The organism is Pseudomonas sp. GW821-FHT01C01 (assembly GCF_059422645.1).
In genome coordinates this window covers 1-14,610 of the sequence record NZ_JBWKXF010000046.1, presented here as the reverse complement: position 1 = coordinate 14,610, position 14,610 = coordinate 1, and the positions used below count along the sequence as shown (strand labels likewise).

Annotated in this window: 17 protein-coding genes; 7 read left to right on the top strand and 10 right to left on the bottom strand. The window is 59.7% G+C overall.

Features of this window, described 5'->3' with window-relative positions; translation table 11 throughout:
* Positions 1-24: 24 nt before the first annotated feature.
* From AC07XF_RS22600 to AC07XF_RS22590, 3 genes are all read right to left on the bottom strand, one after another.
* On the bottom strand, positions 25-651 hold the full coding sequence (locus AC07XF_RS22600) for a LysE family translocator (RefSeq protein WP_495028244.1): 627 nt from the start codon (positions 649-651) through the stop codon (positions 25-27).
* A 72-nt stretch (positions 652-723) separates the two neighbouring features.
* Positions 724-2,073 carry an NCS2 family permease gene (locus tag AC07XF_RS22595; RefSeq protein ID WP_495028243.1) on the bottom strand — a complete coding sequence of 450 codons (1,350 nt, stop codon included), beginning with the start codon at positions 2,071-2,073 and terminating at the stop codon, positions 724-726.
* 345 nt (positions 2,074-2,418) lie between these two features.
* Positions 2,419-2,865, bottom strand: a complete 447-nt coding sequence (locus AC07XF_RS22590) for a MarR family winged helix-turn-helix transcriptional regulator (RefSeq protein WP_495028242.1) — start codon at positions 2,863-2,865, stop codon at positions 2,419-2,421.
* An 82-nt stretch (positions 2,866-2,947) separates the two neighbouring features.
* Here AC07XF_RS22590 and AC07XF_RS22585 point away from each other — a divergent pair, with 82 nt between their 5' ends.
* Positions 2,948-4,114 carry an aminotransferase-like domain-containing protein gene (locus AC07XF_RS22585; RefSeq protein WP_495028241.1) on the top strand — a complete coding sequence of 389 codons (1,167 nt, stop codon included), beginning with the start codon at positions 2,948-2,950 and terminating at the stop codon, positions 4,112-4,114.
* A gap of 169 nt (positions 4,115-4,283) precedes the next feature.
* Here AC07XF_RS22585 and AC07XF_RS22580 read toward each other — a convergent pair whose 3' ends face one another.
* The 5 genes from AC07XF_RS22580 to AC07XF_RS22560 form a co-directional block, all read right to left on the bottom strand.
* Positions 4,284-4,655, bottom strand: a complete 372-nt coding sequence (locus AC07XF_RS22580) for a glutathione S-transferase N-terminal domain-containing protein (RefSeq protein ID WP_495028240.1) — start codon at positions 4,653-4,655, stop codon at positions 4,284-4,286.
* 104 nt (positions 4,656-4,759) lie between these two features.
* The gene (folE, locus tag AC07XF_RS22575) at positions 4,760-5,305 is read right to left on the bottom strand and encodes a GTP cyclohydrolase I FolE (protein WP_007988130.1); all 546 of its coding nucleotides are present in this window, start codon (positions 5,303-5,305) and stop codon (positions 4,760-4,762) included.
* Positions 5,306-5,382: 77 nt separating this feature from the next.
* The gene (locus AC07XF_RS22570; RefSeq protein WP_495028239.1) at positions 5,383-5,940 is read right to left on the bottom strand and encodes a Smr/MutS family protein; all 558 of its coding nucleotides are present in this window, start codon (positions 5,938-5,940) and stop codon (positions 5,383-5,385) included.
* 88 nt (positions 5,941-6,028) lie between these two features.
* A complete protein-coding gene (locus tag AC07XF_RS22565) occupies positions 6,029-6,349 on the bottom strand; it encodes a hypothetical protein (RefSeq protein WP_007988126.1) in 321 nt (106 codons plus the stop codon).
* Between the two features lie 131 nt (positions 6,350-6,480).
* Positions 6,481-7,071, bottom strand: coding sequence for a cysteine hydrolase family protein (locus AC07XF_RS22560; protein WP_495028238.1), 591 nt, complete (start codon positions 7,069-7,071; stop codon positions 6,481-6,483).
* Positions 7,072-7,310: 239 nt separating this feature from the next.
* On the opposite strand from AC07XF_RS22560, the gene prmB reads away from it, so the two are divergent.
* Positions 7,311-8,219, top strand: coding sequence for a 50S ribosomal protein L3 N(5)-glutamine methyltransferase (gene prmB / locus AC07XF_RS22555; protein WP_495028237.1), 909 nt, complete (start codon positions 7,311-7,313; stop codon positions 8,217-8,219).
* Between the two features lie 129 nt (positions 8,220-8,348).
* Here the strand turns inward: prmB and AC07XF_RS22550 are convergent, their stop codons facing one another.
* A complete protein-coding gene (locus AC07XF_RS22550; protein ID WP_495028236.1) occupies positions 8,349-9,140 on the bottom strand; it encodes a hypothetical protein in 792 nt (263 codons plus the stop codon).
* Between the two features lie 151 nt (positions 9,141-9,291).
* Complete coding sequence (locus AC07XF_RS22545) at positions 9,292-10,290, bottom strand: alpha/beta hydrolase (protein WP_495028235.1); 999 nt, start codon at positions 10,288-10,290, stop codon at positions 9,292-9,294.
* 83 nt (positions 10,291-10,373) lie between these two features.
* On the opposite strand from AC07XF_RS22545, the gene aroC reads away from it, so the two are divergent.
* From aroC to mtnC, 5 genes are read left to right on the top strand one after another with little or no spacing between them, the layout of a single operon-like run.
* The gene (gene aroC / locus AC07XF_RS22540; protein WP_057715749.1) at positions 10,374-11,465 is read left to right on the top strand and encodes a chorismate synthase; all 1,092 of its coding nucleotides are present in this window, start codon (positions 10,374-10,376) and stop codon (positions 11,463-11,465) included.
* Positions 11,466-11,499: 34 nt separating this feature from the next.
* Complete coding sequence (locus tag AC07XF_RS22535) at positions 11,500-12,645, top strand: MFS transporter (protein ID WP_495028234.1); 1,146 nt, start codon at positions 11,500-11,502, stop codon at positions 12,643-12,645.
* Positions 12,642-13,268, top strand: coding sequence for a methylthioribulose 1-phosphate dehydratase (locus AC07XF_RS22530; RefSeq protein ID WP_495028233.1), 627 nt, complete (start codon positions 12,642-12,644; stop codon positions 13,266-13,268). Before AC07XF_RS22535 ends, AC07XF_RS22530 begins: the two co-directional genes overlap by 4 nt.
* A 20-nt stretch (positions 13,269-13,288) precedes the next feature.
* Positions 13,289-13,834: a 1,2-dihydroxy-3-keto-5-methylthiopentene dioxygenase gene (locus AC07XF_RS22525; RefSeq protein ID WP_007988110.1), complete on the top strand. Its 546-nt coding sequence runs from the start codon at positions 13,289-13,291 to the stop codon at positions 13,832-13,834.
* A 4-nt stretch (positions 13,835-13,838) separates the two neighbouring features.
* The gene (gene mtnC, locus AC07XF_RS22520; protein ID WP_495028232.1) at positions 13,839-14,522 is read left to right on the top strand and encodes an acireductone synthase; all 684 of its coding nucleotides are present in this window, start codon (positions 13,839-13,841) and stop codon (positions 14,520-14,522) included.
* Positions 14,523-14,610: the final 88 nt, after the last annotated feature.

The window sequence follows — 14,610 nt, the reverse complement described above, 5'->3', positions numbered from 1 at the left end:
GGAGCTGGCTTGCCGGCGAAGCTTTTAACGGCTGAACAACGATGCCGCCCCCGCACCACTGAACAACCCGGCACTGATCCGGTTGAACCAGCTCTGGCCCTTGCCGCTGCGCAGATACCGCGCCGCACCATGGGCGCCGAGGCCGTAGGCCAATTTGCACAGCAGGTCGAGCACGGTCCAGGTCGCAATCATCACCAACAGTTGCGGCAGGAACGGTTGCTCTGCACTCAAGAACTGCGGCAGGAAAGCGGCGAAGAACAGAATGTCTTTCGGATTGCTGGCGCCGAGCATGAAGGCACGGCCGAACAATGCACGAAAGCGCGGCACTGGCGCTGTTTGCGGCACTTCAGCACCGTGGGAAGGCTGGCGCGATTGCTGCCAGCTCTGCCAGGCGAGGTAGAACAGATACAGTGCGCCGATAATCTTCAGGGCGCTGAACAGCTGTTCCGAAGCCAGCAACAACGCACCCAGGCCTAGGGCCGAAGCACTGAGCAGGCAGATCGAGGCCGATACGCCGCCGAGAAAGGCCGGATAAGAGCGGCGCAGGCCGTAATTCAGACTGTTGCTGATCATCAACAAAGACAGCGGCCCCGGGATCAGGATCACTATCAGCGCAGCGCCGCTGAACAGCAGCCAGGTTTCCAGACTCATCACTTTCCTCCATTTGCACAAAAGCCTCACCCGACGGGGTGAGGCTGTTTTCAAGCGGGTCCCGCGTAAGGTTTACAGGAAGATGAACTTGGCGATGAAGATCGCGCAGAGCACCCACAGGCTTACGGAAATTTCCTTGTACTTGCCGGTGCCGGCCTTCAACGCCACGTAGGTGATGAAGCCCAGCGCGATACCGTCGGCGACCGAGAAGGTCAGGGGCATCATGATCGCGGTGACAATGGCCGGAATGCTGTCGGTCGCTTCGTCCCACTCGATGTGCGCCATGCCGCCCATCATCAACATTGCTACATAAATCAACGCACCCGCGGTGGCATAGGCAGGAATCATCCCGGCCAGCGGTGCGAAGAACATGGCTGCAATAAATAGCACACCTACGGTCACTGCGGTAAGACCAGTCCGACCACCCGCTGCGACACCAGCAGCACTTTCCACATAGCTGGTCACTGGCGGAACGCCGACTATTGCACCGAATACGCTGGAAGCACTGTCAGCTTTCATCGCGCGGGAAAGGTTTTCGATCCGGCCGTCAGCACCCACCAGATTGGCGCGCTGGGCAACGCCCATCAGTGTGCCGGCGGTGTCGAACATGTGCACGAAGAGGAACGCCAGGACCACGCTGATCATGCTGACGTTGAACACACCAGCGACGTTCATGGCCATCCAGGTCGGGGCCAGGCTTGGCGGGGCCGACATGATGCCCTCGTAGTGCACCAGCCCAAGGCCCCAGCCGGCGAGGGTCACGGTAATGATGCTGATGAGGATTGCGCCGAACACTTTGTGATAGCTGAGGATGGCAATCATCAGGAAGCACACGGCGGCGAGCAGTGGGCCGGGCTCGCGCAGGGAACCGAGCTTGATCAGGGTAGCCGGGCTATCGACGACGATACCCGCGGTTTTCAGGCCGATCAGCCCCAGGAACAACCCCACGCCGGCGCCCATGGCGAAGCGCAGGCTGACCGGAATGCTGTTGAGCAACCATTCGCGGATCCGCGAGAAGGTCAGGATCATGAACAACACACCGGAAACGAATACTGCGCCGAGGGCGGTTTCCCAGTTGTAGCCCATGGTGCCGACCACGGTGTAGGTGAAGAAGGCGTTCAGCCCCATGCCCGGTGCCAGGCCGACTGGCCAGTTGGCGTACAGACCCATCAACAGGCAACCGAGTGCAGCAGCGATGCAGGTGGCGACGAACGCGGCACCGTGGTCGATCCCGGCGTCGGCCATGATGTTGGGGTTAACGAAGATGATGTAAGCCATGGTAATGAAGGTCGTCAGACCGGCAATCAGCTCGGTCTTCACCGTGGTGCCGTGCAAGCTGAGTTTGAACAGACGTTCCAGCAAGCCATTGCGTAATGGCGGCGAGAGTTCCAGCGTCGATGCTTCGGATTTGCGGCTTTCCACAGCGAATACTCCTCAAGAGTTTTATTGTTATTTCCAGGGCCGGACCCATGAGGGTGGCAGCGGCCCTTTGAGGCACTTGCGAATTTGTTGACCGCTTGGTCAGGAACTCGCACGAAGTGGATTATGCTTTTGTATACAAAGAATGCAAATAATGTTTTTGGTTTTGTTTACGATTTTTTTGGCGATAGGAATATATCGCCTGATTTGACGCCTTCGCGAGCAAGCCCGCTCCCACAGGAAAATCGGTCAGTCACAAGATTTGTGGACACCATCAATCACTGTGGGAGCGGGCTTGCCCGCGAAGAGGCCGGATCAGCCAGCATCAAAATCAGCAGGCAGAATGATTCAGTCGGTATGTGCCTGGTTTTTCCCCAACGCCAGATTCACCGCCAACCACCCATTCACCGCCGTCTCCCCAGCCTCCGCAAACACCCGCTCCAGCAATTTCACCTGCTCACGCCTCAACGCCTGCTCAAACCGTGCGCCTTCAGCAGTCAATTCCAGCAAGCGCTTACGCTTGTCAGTCTCGGACGCGATACTTTCGACCAGATGCATCTCCAACAATTGCCGCAACGGCATGTTCAGCGCCTGCTTGCTCACGCCGAGCAAGGCCAGCAACTCCTTGACGCTCAGGTTCGGGTAACGGGCGATGAAAAACACGATGCGCTGATGCACCCGGCTCAGGCCACGACGTTCGAGCATTTCATCGGCCTTGGCGGTGAAGGCCTGGTAGCCGAAGAAAAACGCTTCCATGGCTTGCTGCTGGGAGATCGGGTTTTTAAGGTCAAGCATATTGACGTATCCGTTCGAGTTGGCGTAATTTCGGTCAACAAGTTTGACTCATTTCCCTCGTGCCTCGCTACCGGTGATCCCCATGGCTTTTTCCGAACGTGTCTCGCGCCTTAAAAGTTCTTTGATCCGTGAAATCCTTGCCGCCGCTCAGCGGCCGCAAGTGATGTCGTTCGCCGGAGGTTTGCCGGCTGAAGCCATGCTGCCCAAGGTCGATTGGGCCGACATGCCGGTGTCCATTGGCCAATATGGCATGAGCGAAGGCGAGCCGGCGCTGCGTGAAGTGTTGGCGGCAGAGGCCCGGGCGCTGGGCGTGGCATGTGAGGCAAGCCAGGTACTGGTGGTCAGTGGTTCACAGCAAACTCTAGATCTGGCCGCCAAGCTCTACATCGACAAAGGCACCGAAATCCTGCTCGAAGCGCCGACTTATCTGGCGGCGTTGCAGATCTTCCAACTTTTTGGCGCCGATTGCCTGACCGTGCCGCTGGAGGCCGATGGCCCGAACCTGGCGCAATTGCGCGCGCGCCTGGAAAAGCACCGCCCGGCCTTCATCTACCTGATCCCGACCTTCCAGAATCCATCGGCCGTACGTTACAGCGAAGCCAAGCGCGATGCGGTGGCCGCGTTGCTCGATGAATTCGGCGTCACTTTGATCGAAGACGAGCCTTACCGCGAACTGACCTTCGACGGTGGCAGCGCCACGCCGATTGTCAGTCGCTTGAAAAACGCCAGCTGGATCTACACCGGCACCGTGTCGAAAACCCTGTTGCCAGGTTTGCGTGTCGGCTACTTGATCGCCAGCCCAGACCTGTTTCCCCATCTGTTGAAACTCAAGCAATCGGCGGATTTGCACACCAATCGGGTTGGCCAATGGCAGGCGTTGCAATGGGTTGGAAGCGAGAAATATCAGCAGCACCGCAGCGAGTTACGCGACTTTTACCGTGGACGTCGGGATGCGTTTCAGGCAGCGCTGGAAACTCATTTCTCCGATCTGGCAGATTGGAATGTGCCGCAGGGCGGGCTGTTTTTCTGGTTGAAACTCAAGCAGCCGCAGGACACCCGAACCTTGCTCGACGCCGCGTTGGCCAACGACGTGGCGTTCATGCCGGGCGAACCGTTCTTTCCCGAGCCGGATAACCATCCGGGGTATTTGCGGTTGAACTTCAGCCACATTGAGCCTGCGCGACTGGATGAAGGGCTCAAGCGATTGGCGGGGGTGGTGCGACAGGCGCAGGCGACGCAAGCGGCCTAGATACAAATAAACCGGCCAATGGGCCGGTTTATTTTTGTCTGAGGTTTGCGGTGCCTGTGCCGGCCTCTTCGCGGGCAAGCCCGCTCCCACAGGTTTTGTGAGCGCCACAAATCACTAATGTGGGAGCGGGCTTGCTCGCGAAGGCGTCCGTCAGAGCACTACATAACCATCAGGCTGCCGCAAAACGCTTGTCCAGGTAATCGATGATTACCTTGGATTCATACATCCAGGTGGTCTGGCCATTCTCTTCAATGCGCAGGCACGGCACCTTGATCTTGCCACCTTGCTCCAGCAAGGTCTGGCGATCCTGCTCGTTGTTCTTCGCATCGCGCAACGCCACCGGCACGTTCAGACGGCGCAGGGTGCGGCGGGTCTTCACGCAGAACGGGCAGGCGTGAAACTGGTACAGCGTCAGGCCCTTGGCAGCCGAGTTGACCTGAGCCTGAGCTTGCGCCGGGCGCTGCTTTTTGCCTGGACGGGTGATGAAGTCGATGAAGATGATCAGTTGGCCAAGGCCGACACGAAGCGCTTTTACGAACACGTTGAAAGCCTCACGGTGCAAATGAAGAAGGGCGCGCAGCTTACCTGATTTTTTACGGGCGAAAAAAAACCGGCGATGAATGCCGGTTTTCTTCGTGCCGCGAATTACTTGATGAGGCTGAGGAATTCGCTGCGGGTCGCGGCGTTTTCACGGAACTCACCGAGCATCACCGAGGTGATCATCGTCGAATTCTGCTTCTCCACACCGCGCATCATCATGCACATGTGCTTGGCCTCGATCACCACCGCAACGCCCAGGGCGCCGGTGACTTGCTGGACCGCGTCGGCGATCTGGCGGCTGAGGTTTTCCTGGATCTGCAGGCGACGGGCGTACATATCGACGATCCGCGCCACCTTCGACAGGCCCAGGACCTTGCCGCTCGGGATGTAGGCGACGTGAGCCTTGCCGATAAACGGCAGCAGGTGGTGTTCGCACAACGAGTACAACTCGATGTCCTTGACCAGCACCATTTCGCTGTTGTCGGAGCTGAACAGGGCACCGTTGGTGACCTCTTCCAGCGTCTGTTCATAGCCGCGGCAGAGGTACTGCATGGCTTTGGCGGCACGCTTGGGCGTGTCGAGCAGGCCCTCGCGGGAGACGTCCTCGCCCAGTTGGCCAAGGATCGCGGTGTAATTCTGTTCCAGGGACATGAAACTACCTGTGGGATTTTACGCAAAGGGCAAGGGTACGGTGGCGGACACGACGCTGCAAGCGTGGCGCATCAGCTTTACTCGTCGCGACCTTCCATCATGGTGCGTTTGAGCATCACATAAACCGCGCCGGCACCGCCATGTTTGGCCTGGCACGAGGTGAAGCCGAGCACCTGTGGATGCTGGCGCAGCCAGGTGTTGACGTGGCTTTTGATCATCGGCCGCTTGCCGTCCAGGCGTACAGCCTTGCCATGGGTGACGCGCACGCAGCGGATTTCGAATTTGGTGGCTTCGGCCAGGAACGCCCAGAGGGTTTCCCGGGCCTTTTCCACGTTCATGCCATGCAGGTCGAGGCTGCCTTCGAACGGAATCTGACCGATCTTGAGCTTGCGCATCTGGCTTTCCTGCACGCCATCACGTGCCCACATCAGCTCGTCTTCCGGGCCGACGTCGATGACGAACTGATCGGACAGCCCGTCAACGGTGGTGGATTCGGTGCGCACAGTGGCCGCTAGACGCAGCTTGGCAATCTGCGCGCGGTCAGCCTTGGGTTTGCCGGTTTCGGCGCGATCGTGCTTGATCGGCTTGACGCCTTGGATCGCGCTTTTGAACAGGGAAAAATCGTCGTCTTGCATGTCAGCCTCCGCGAAGGGCGGCCAGTTTACCCAACTCGAAGCGAATCGGGCGCGACAAAACGCGCGGCGTTCGGTCTCGACCTTGGTCTCAGTCGTGTTTTTTCATCAGATGCGGGGACATGTTCAGTTCTTGTGACTGACGCGAGCGGCGACGGCAGCGGCGCCACAGCCACACGCCGAGGTACAGCACCACCAGACCAATCGCCAGGATCACCGCCGCACCGGCACGGTTGGTGTTCATCTCGCCGAGGGCGGGGGCGTGACCGAGCAGGCTGGCAACACCGGCCATGGCGAGCAACACACCGCTCATGGCCAGCAACGCGGCTATCGTTGCGCCGATTCGAAAACGCCAATTACGTTGGCCTTTGGGCCGCAAGCGGCGAGCGTCAAAACCATCGGATAACTTCATTCCGACCTTCCTCTATGGGTATCGGCCCTTCGACCGGGAGTTGACCGGGATGTTCCTGAGGCTAAGACAATTACGGCTAATGAGAGGCTTTTGCGGATGAGCGGCGTTTTTGACCGCTCATTGGGCGCCGATCAGACCAGTTCGTGGGTCAAGGCGAGGGTGGCGAAGTTATCGCCCATGATCGCCATTTCGGTCTGATGAACGTGCTCGGCGCTCAGGACGCCGCCCTTGTAAGGCAAATCGCGAGTGGCACAGGCGTCTTCAATGAGTGTGCAGCGGAAGCCAAGGTTCTTCGCTGCGCGCACGGTGGTGCTGACGCTGGAGTGGCTCATGAAACCGCAGACGATCAGGTCGAGGGCGCCGAGGTCCTCCAGGCGTTTGGCCAGTTCGGTACCGTGGAACGCGCTCGGCAGCAATTTGCCGATGATGGTTTCGTCGTTCTGTGGCTCCAGGCCCGGAATGAACTCACCACCGACGCCTTGCGGGTTGAACATTCCACCGAGCGTGCCGAGGTGGCGGACATGCACGATCGGCCGGCCAGCGGCACGGGCCGCGGCGAGCAATTGCTTGATGTTCGCGACGGCCTCATCCATGCCGCTGAGGGCCAGCGGCCCGCTCAAATACTCTTTCTGGGCATCGATGATGATAAGGGTCGCATTACTCAGTTTGGCTGCCGGATAACCGCGGCCGCTGAGTTGAAACATCGTTTTTGGAACGGACATTCTGGGGCTCCTTGGAGTGGGGCTTTTGCGACATTGTCCTCTGGCTGAGCGGTTCTGTGAATCGCTACGATCGTAGGTGCCGTCGTTGCTGGCCTGTAGCCTTGTCAATAGTCGCGTTTTGTTCAATAGCCAAGCGAAAAAACGGATAACTCCTACATTTGAGCCGGTAGTTTTCCCGCGTCGTCGTGGCGTCGTTTGACTGGTAGAATCTCCCGTCGATTTTTCTGGAGTTTGCCGTCGTGATCACTTCCCGCCTTCGCACCCTGCGTGACCATATCCGTTGGGCCGTCAGCCGCTTCCATGGGGAGGATCTGTTTTTCGGCCATGGCACCGACAACGCCTGGGACGAAGCCCGGCAATTGGTGTTGGGCGCGCTGCACCTGCCGTGGGAAATCGCCGACAGCTACCTCGACTGCAATCTGGAAGACGACGAACTGGTCCACCTGCAAAACCTGCTCAAGCGCCGTATCGAAGAGCGGGTTCCGACTGCGTATCTGCTGGGCGAAGCCTGGTTCTGCGGCATGTCGTTCATTGTCGATGAGCGCGTTTTGATCCCGCGTTCACCGATTGGCGAGTTGATCGAAAATCGTTTTACTCCTTGGCTGGGTTCCGAGCCCGCGCGAATTCTTGACCTGTGCACCGGCTCCGGTTGCATCGGCATTGCCTGTGCCTACGAGTTCCAGAATGCCGAGGTGGTGTTGGCTGACCTGTCGTACGAAGCGCTGGAAGTGGCCAATCAGAACATCGAGCGCCATGGTGTCGATGAACGTGTGTACACGGTGCAGGGCGACGGTTTCGAGGGCTTGCCGGGACAACGTTTCGACCTGATCGTGTCGAACCCGCCCTACGTCGATGCGGAAGATTTCGCCGACATGCCGGACGAATACCAGCACGAACCGGAACTGGGCCTGGCCTGCGGCGATGACGGTTTGAACCTGGTGCGCCGCATGCTCGCCGAAGCAGCGGATCACTTGACCGAGAAGGGTTTGCTGATTGTCGAAGTGGGTAACAGCCAGGTGCACGTCGAGGCGTTGTACCCGGAAGTCGACTTCGCCTGGCTGGAGTTCGAGCGTGGCGGCCATGGCGTATTCATGCTGAGCGCGGAGCAGTGCCGGGAGCATCAGGTGTTGTTCGCTTCCCGCGTCTGACCCTTGTAGGAGCGAGCTTGCTCGCGATGGACGTCAACGATAATGCGTGTTTTCTGGAAAAACGCGTCGTCCTCAAATCCATCGCGAGCAAGCTCGCTCCTACAATGGCTGCGACTCGGTCTTAAACCTTCATCGGTGCGTGGCAATCCAGATCAGCAACCCCGCCTGAAACACCGCAAATGCCACCAGGCAGGTGATGGTGAAACGCAGCCCGGCGTCTTCGCGTTTGTACTTGCTGACTTTCTCTTCGTGTTTCTTGAGTTTGACTTCCTGCTCGGCCAGGTTCTGCTCGGCTTGCTGGAGCATCTGCGCCGCCTCGAGAATTTCCACGACCTGCAGTTTTTCGCTGTTCCAGTCGCCAGCAAGGTCGCCGACCTTGACCGGCTTGACGCTGCCTTTCAAATGCTGGGCATCGGCATATACCACGTCGAAACCATGCACGCGTAAAAAATGATCGCGGCGCAGGCGGGTGTCTTCGTTCAGCGCTTCCTTGTTGCTCAGGTCAAAGCCGTCGACGGTGTAGGTCGGCCAGCGCTTCTTCGCCCAGTTGATGCCCTGGGCCGCCATGAATCGACCAATGCCACGGTTCAGCGGTTCAACCTGCAAACCGCTTTCCGGGCCGAAATTCGCGCGCTTTTCGGTGTGATCGACCCACACGTCCAGATGATTCTGTTCCTTGCGCACACGCTGGCCGGGCAGGGTGATGCTCATGCGCATCAGGCTGCGTTCCTTGTCGTTGCGCTCGGCATAGCCGAACTCGACAAAACGCAATGGGCGTCCGCCCGTGTTGCGGTCAGTCTGCAGCGGCGCCAGACGGAGCATCTTGTGGTGCTCGACGTGGACGTCCGCCCAGGGCAGCTCGACCGCTGGCGGTGCGTCTTTTTCAGCGGTGGTGTCGGGTGAAGTCTGGGTGTCAGTCATAACGGCGAGATCCTGTCCAAGCTCAGCTTGTCGCCAGCCAATCTGCTGGCGACAAAGGCTTATCGGCCGTTTTTTCCAAGACTGGAGGGCGGGGGGCGTTCTCAACCATTTTCACGCCGTGAAAACTGGTTGAGAACGCCCCCTGCAGCGCTTAACTGGTGCGAAGTCCGTCGATAAAACCGAGGATTCGCGCGCCCAGTTCCGCCGCCAGGGGCAACTGCGGGTCTTTATAGGAAGCCAGTTGGCGTTTGACGTCGTTGGGCACGATGCGCATGACGTGGTTCATGCCCTCGATCAGCGCCAGTTCGGCGTCCGGTTTGGCGGCCTTGAGCAGCCTTGCGTCATTGACGCCGACCTGGATGTCGTTGCTGCCCTGGATGATCAGCGCCGGCATCTTCAGCTTCGCAAACGCCGCGGCCGGGTCCTGGCGGAACAGGGAAATCAGATACGGCTGCACGCTCGGACGGAAAATGGCCTGCAACGGCGGCGGTACGTTGTCGTCGGGTTTCCCGGCCTTGAGGCTGTCGAGCAATTCATTGCTGCGCAGCATCAGTGGTGGCGGCAAGCGATTGCCCAGTTGCTGGCGAATGACCTGATCAACCGGCCTTGCGCTGCCGGAGACCGAAATCACCGCGTCGGCATCGATGCCCGGCGCAGCGAGACTGGCGATCAAGGCGCCTTCGCTGTGACCCAGCACAATCAGTTTGCCGAAGCGCGGATCGGTCTTGAGCTTCTGGCCCCAGGCCTGGGCATCGGACACATAAGCCTCTACCGTCAAGTTGCGTTCGTCCGGGGTCGCCGCCAGGCTCGCGGCCACGCCACGTTTGTCGTAACGCACGCTGGCAATGTTGTGTTTGGCCAGCACCCAGGCCAGGCGCTTGAGGCTGTCATTGCGCCCGCCATCGGCGTTGTTTCCGTCACGATCCGTAGGACCGGAGCCGGAAATGATCAGGACAACCGGCACTGGATTGTCGGATTTTGGCAGTAACAGCGAGCCGAAAAGCTCGCCAGTGCCCGTATCCAATGTGATCGGTCGTTGCAGGACAGTCGCCTGGGCGAAGTTGGAAATCAGGGTAAGGCTCAAGGCTAGAACTCGCAACATCATCGCGCCATCATCAATAAGATGCCGGTTGGACTCACAGGCACCCATAAGGTTCGAGGATGAACTACTTGGGTAGCCTGCGTATACTGGCGCGCATTACGTATTCAGGTTCATTTCACGGAGCGTCCTGCATGTCCGGCAATACCTACGGCAAGCTGTTCACTGTCACCACCGCGGGCGAAAGCCATGGTCCGGCGTTGGTCGCCATTGTCGATGGCTGCCCGCCGGGCCTGGAGATATCCCTGGAGGATCTGCAGCGTGACCTGGACCGCCGCAAACCCGGCACCAGCCGCCACACCACCCAGCGCCAGGAAGCCGACGAAGTCGAAATCCTCTCCGGTGTGTTCGAAGGTCGCACCACGGGTTGCGCCATTGGCCTGTTGATCCGCAACACCGACCAGAAGTCCAAGGACTACTCGGCGATCAAGGATCTGTTCCGCCCGGCCCACGCCGACTACACCTACCACCACAAGTACGGTGAGCGCGATTATCGCGGCGGCGGTCGCAGCTCGGCCCGCGAAACCGCGATGCGCGTCGCGGCCGGTGCGATTGCGAAAAAATACCTGGCCAGCCAGGGCATCGTTATTCGTGGCTACATGAGCCAGCTCGGGCCGATTGAAATCCCGTTCAAGACCTGGGACTCGGTGGAGCAGAACGCCTTCTTCAGCCCGGACCCGGACAAGGTGCCGGAACTGGAAGCCTACATGGACCAGTTGCGCCGCGACCAGGATTCGGTCGGCGCGAAAATCACCGTGGTCGCCGAAGGCGTGATGCCAGGCCTGGGCGAGCCGATCTTCGACCGTCTCGACGCCGAACTGGCCCATGCACTGATGAGCATCAACGCGGTCAAGGGCGTGGAAATCGGCGCCGGTTTCGCCAGCGTTGCCCAGCGTGGCACCGAGCATCGCGATGAAATGACCCCGGAAGGTTTCCTCAGCAACAACGCGGGCGGCATTCTCGGCGGTATTTCCTCGGGCCAGCCAATCGTTGCGCACCTGGCGCTGAAACCGACATCTAGCATCACCACGCCGGGCCGTTCCATCGACATTCATGGCAACCCGGTGGAAGTGATCACCAAGGGTCGTCACGACCCGTGCGTCGGCATCCGCGCCACGCCGATTGCCGAAGCGATGATGGCCATCGTGCTGATGGATCACCTGCTGCGTCACCGTGGGCAGAACGCCGATGTGCGGGTGAGCACGCCGGTGCTGGGTCAGCTTTAATGGCTGACCTCGCAGCCGCTGCGGTTTGACCGGCGTGGCGGCGCTCCCGTACTGGCGGCTCTCCAGTTTCTATCTGTTCTATTTCGCCTTGCTCGGTTCGACAGCGCCGTTTCTGGCGCTGTACTTCGATCACCTCGGATTCAGCGCCGCGCGCATCGGCGAACTGGTGGCGATCCCGATGCTGATGCGTTGCGTGGCGCCGAACATCTGGGGCTGGCTGGGCGACTACACCGGCCGACGGCTGGCCATCGTGCGCTTCGGCGCGGTGTGCACGTTGCTGACGTTCTCGCTGATTTTCGTCAGCAAGACCTACGCCTGGCTGGCGATGGTCATGGCCTTGCATGCGTTCTTCTGGCACGCGGTGTTGCCGCAGTTCGAAGTCATCACCCTGGCGCACTTGCAAGGGCAGACCTCGCGCTACAGCCAGATTCGCCTGTGGGGCTCGATCGGTTTCATCATCACCGTGGTCGTGCTGGGGCGACTGTTCGAATGGTTGAGCCTCGACATCTACCCGGCGGCGCTGGTACTGATCCTGGCCGGCATCGTGCTCAGCAGCCTGTGGGTACCGAACGCTCAACCGGCGCCAGGCAACCGGGTGACGGGGGAAGGATTCCTCAAGCAACTGCGCAGCCCCGGCGTATTGGCGTTTTACGCATGCGTGGCGCTGATGCAGATGAGCCACGGACCGTATTACACATTTTTAACGCTGCACCTTGAGCGACTGGGCTACAGCCGCGGTGTGATCGGCATGCTCTGGGCGGTCGGCGTGGTGGCTGAAGTCTTGATGTTCATGGCCATGAGCAGGATCCTCGCGCGCTTCTCGTTGCGTCGGGTACTGATGGCCAGTTTTCTGCTGGCGGCGCTGCGTTGGCTATTGCTGGGCTCGCTCGCGGAGTTTCTGTGGGTGCTGTTGTTTGCCCAGGTGTTGCACGCGGCGACGTTCGGCAGCTTTCATGCCGCTGCCATTTCATTCGTGCAACGTAGCTTCGGCGCACGCCAGCAAGGGCAGGGCCAGGCGTTGTACGCTGCCCTGGCCGGCACCGGCGGTGCATTGGGTGCGTTGTATTCCGGCTATAGCTGGAACGCCCTCGGCGCGGCATGGACCTTTAGTATTGCCAGTCTCGCAGCCCTCGCGGCTGCCGTTATCATTGCCACACGTATGCAAGAGGACAGGCCATGAGCCTTACCCGTGAACACCTCGCCCAGGAAATCATCGACGCCGGGCGTTTTCTGTATGGCCGCGGCTGGTCGCCGGCCACCAGCAGCAATTACTCGACCCGCCTGTCGCCGACCGAAGCCTTGCTGACCGTTTCCGGCAAGCACAAGGGTCAACTCGGCATGGACGATGTGCTGGCCACCGACCTGTCAGGCAACAGCCTGGAGCCGGGCAAGAAGCCGTCCGCCGAAACCCTGTTGCACACCCAGCTTTACAGCTGGCGCCCTGAGATCGGTGCGGTGCTGCACACCCATTCGGTGAACGCCACGGTACTGTCGCGCCTGACGCCGCAAGACTTCATCGAGTTCGAAGACTACGAACTGCAAAAAGCCTTCAGCGGTGTGACGACCCACGAATCCCGGGTGCGCGTGCCGATTTTCGACAACGACCAGGACATTGCGCGCCTGGCCGCCAAGGTGCAGCCTTGGCTCGACGCCCATCCCGATTGCGTCGGCTACCTGATCCGCGGTCATGGCCTCTACACCTGGGGCGCGCGCATGAGCGATGCCCTGCGGCAGATCGAGGCCTTTGAATTTTTGTTCGAGTGCGAGTTGAAAACCCGCTCGCTCTTTAACCGTAAAGCATGAACCGTTAAGGAGTTGCCCTGATGAGCAGCCTGTCCGTTTATCACGTCTCCAGCCCTGAAATTCCCAATAAGGTGCTGACCCATTTCGAAGACATCGCCTCGACCCTTGCCGAGCAAGGCGTGCGCTTCGACCGCTGGCAAGCCGCCACCAAGCTCCAGCCGGGCGCCAGCCAGGATGAAGTGATTGCGGCCTATCAGGCGCAAATCGACCAGCTGATGACCGAACGCGGTTACATCACCGTCGACGTGATCAGCCTCAACAGCGACCACCCGCAAAAAGCCGAATTGCGCGCCAAATTCCTCAATGAACACCGCCATGGCGAAGACGAAGTACGATTTTTCGTCGCCGGGCGCGGCCTGTTTACCCTGCACATCGACGATTACGTCTACGCGGTGCTCTGCGAGAAAAACGACCTGATCTCGGTGCCGGCGGGGACCAAACACTGGTTCGACATGGGCGAGCATCCGCACTTCATTGCGATCCGCCTGTTCAACAACCCGGAAGGCTGGGTGGCCAATTTCACCGGTGAAGACATCGCCAGCCAATTCCCGCGTCTTGAGGACTGAGTCGATGCCGATCAAAGCGATTCTCACCGATATCGAAGGCACCACCAGCGCGGTGAGTTTTGTGTTCGACGTGCTGTTTCCCTATGCCGCCAAACATCTGCCGGAGTTTGTTCGTCAGCAGGCCGAGCGTGCCGACGTGGCCGAACAACTGGCTGCCGTACGTCGCGACAGCAACGAGCCGAATGCCGATGTCGAACGGGTCATCGAGATCCTGTTGGGCTGGATTGCCGAAGACCGCAAGGCCACGCCGTTGAAAGCGTTGCAGGGAATGGTCTGGGAGCAGGGCTATCAGGCCGGGCAGTTGAAGGGCCACGTTTACCCGGACGCCGTTGATGCGCTTAAAGACTGGCATCAGGCCGGTTATCAACTTTTTGTTTATTCGTCCGGCTCGATCCAGGCCCAGCGGCTGATCTTCGGTTGCTCCGAGGCGGGGGACCTGACGCCGTTGTTCAGCGGCTATTTCGACACCACTTCGGGACCCAAGCGCGAGGCGCAGTCCTACGCCAACATCACTCAGGCGATCAACATCGAGGCGGGGCAAATTCTGTTTCTGTCGGACATCGTCGAAGAGTTGGATGCGGCGCGTGCAGCGGGGATGGCCACTTGCGGATTGGCCCGTGAGGGCGGGGAACTGGCAGGGCATGTCACCGTGGACAGCTTTGCGCGGATAAATCCTTCAGCGTTCTAAACCAAACGCCACACAACCTGTGGGAGCGGGCTTGCTCGCGAAAGCGGTGTGTCAGTCAACATAAACGTTGGATGACACACCGCTTTCG

What these genes read in the sequence shown, in the direction of transcription:
- AC07XF_RS22600 (WP_495028244.1), bottom strand. Translation starts at nt 651, where the DNA reads ATGAGTCTGGAAACCTGGCTGCTGTTCAGCGGCGCTGCGCTGATAGTG.
- AC07XF_RS22590 (WP_495028242.1), bottom strand. Translation starts at nt 2,865, where the DNA reads ATGCTTGACCTTAAAAACCCGATCTCCCAGCAGCAAGCCATGGAAGCG.
- AC07XF_RS22585 (WP_495028241.1), top strand. Translation starts at nt 2,948, where the DNA reads ATGGCTTTTTCCGAACGTGTCTCGCGCCTTAAAAGTTCTTTGATCCGT.
- folE (WP_007988130.1), bottom strand. Translation starts at nt 5,305, where the DNA reads ATGTCCCTGGAACAGAATTACACCGCGATCCTTGGCCAACTGGGCGAG.
- AC07XF_RS22570 (WP_495028239.1), bottom strand. Translation starts at nt 5,940, where the DNA reads ATGCAAGACGACGATTTTTCCCTGTTCAAAAGCGCGATCCAAGGCGTC.
- AC07XF_RS22565 (WP_007988126.1), bottom strand. Translation starts at nt 6,349, where the DNA reads ATGAAGTTATCCGATGGTTTTGACGCTCGCCGCTTGCGGCCCAAAGGC.
- AC07XF_RS22560 (WP_495028238.1), bottom strand. Translation starts at nt 7,071, where the DNA reads ATGTCCGTTCCAAAAACGATGTTTCAACTCAGCGGCCGCGGTTATCCG.
- AC07XF_RS22550 (WP_495028236.1), bottom strand. Translation starts at nt 9,140, where the DNA reads ATGACTGACACCCAGACTTCACCCGACACCACCGCTGAAAAAGACGCA.
- AC07XF_RS22545 (WP_495028235.1), bottom strand. Translation starts at nt 10,290, where the DNA reads ATGGGTGCCTGTGAGTCCAACCGGCATCTTATTGATGATGGCGCGATG.
- aroC (WP_057715749.1), top strand. Translation starts at nt 10,374, where the DNA reads ATGTCCGGCAATACCTACGGCAAGCTGTTCACTGTCACCACCGCGGGC.
- AC07XF_RS22530 (WP_495028233.1), top strand. Translation starts at nt 12,642, where the DNA reads ATGAGCCTTACCCGTGAACACCTCGCCCAGGAAATCATCGACGCCGGG.
- AC07XF_RS22525 (WP_007988110.1), top strand. Translation starts at nt 13,289, where the DNA reads ATGAGCAGCCTGTCCGTTTATCACGTCTCCAGCCCTGAAATTCCCAAT.
- mtnC (WP_495028232.1), top strand. Translation starts at nt 13,839, where the DNA reads ATGCCGATCAAAGCGATTCTCACCGATATCGAAGGCACCACCAGCGCG.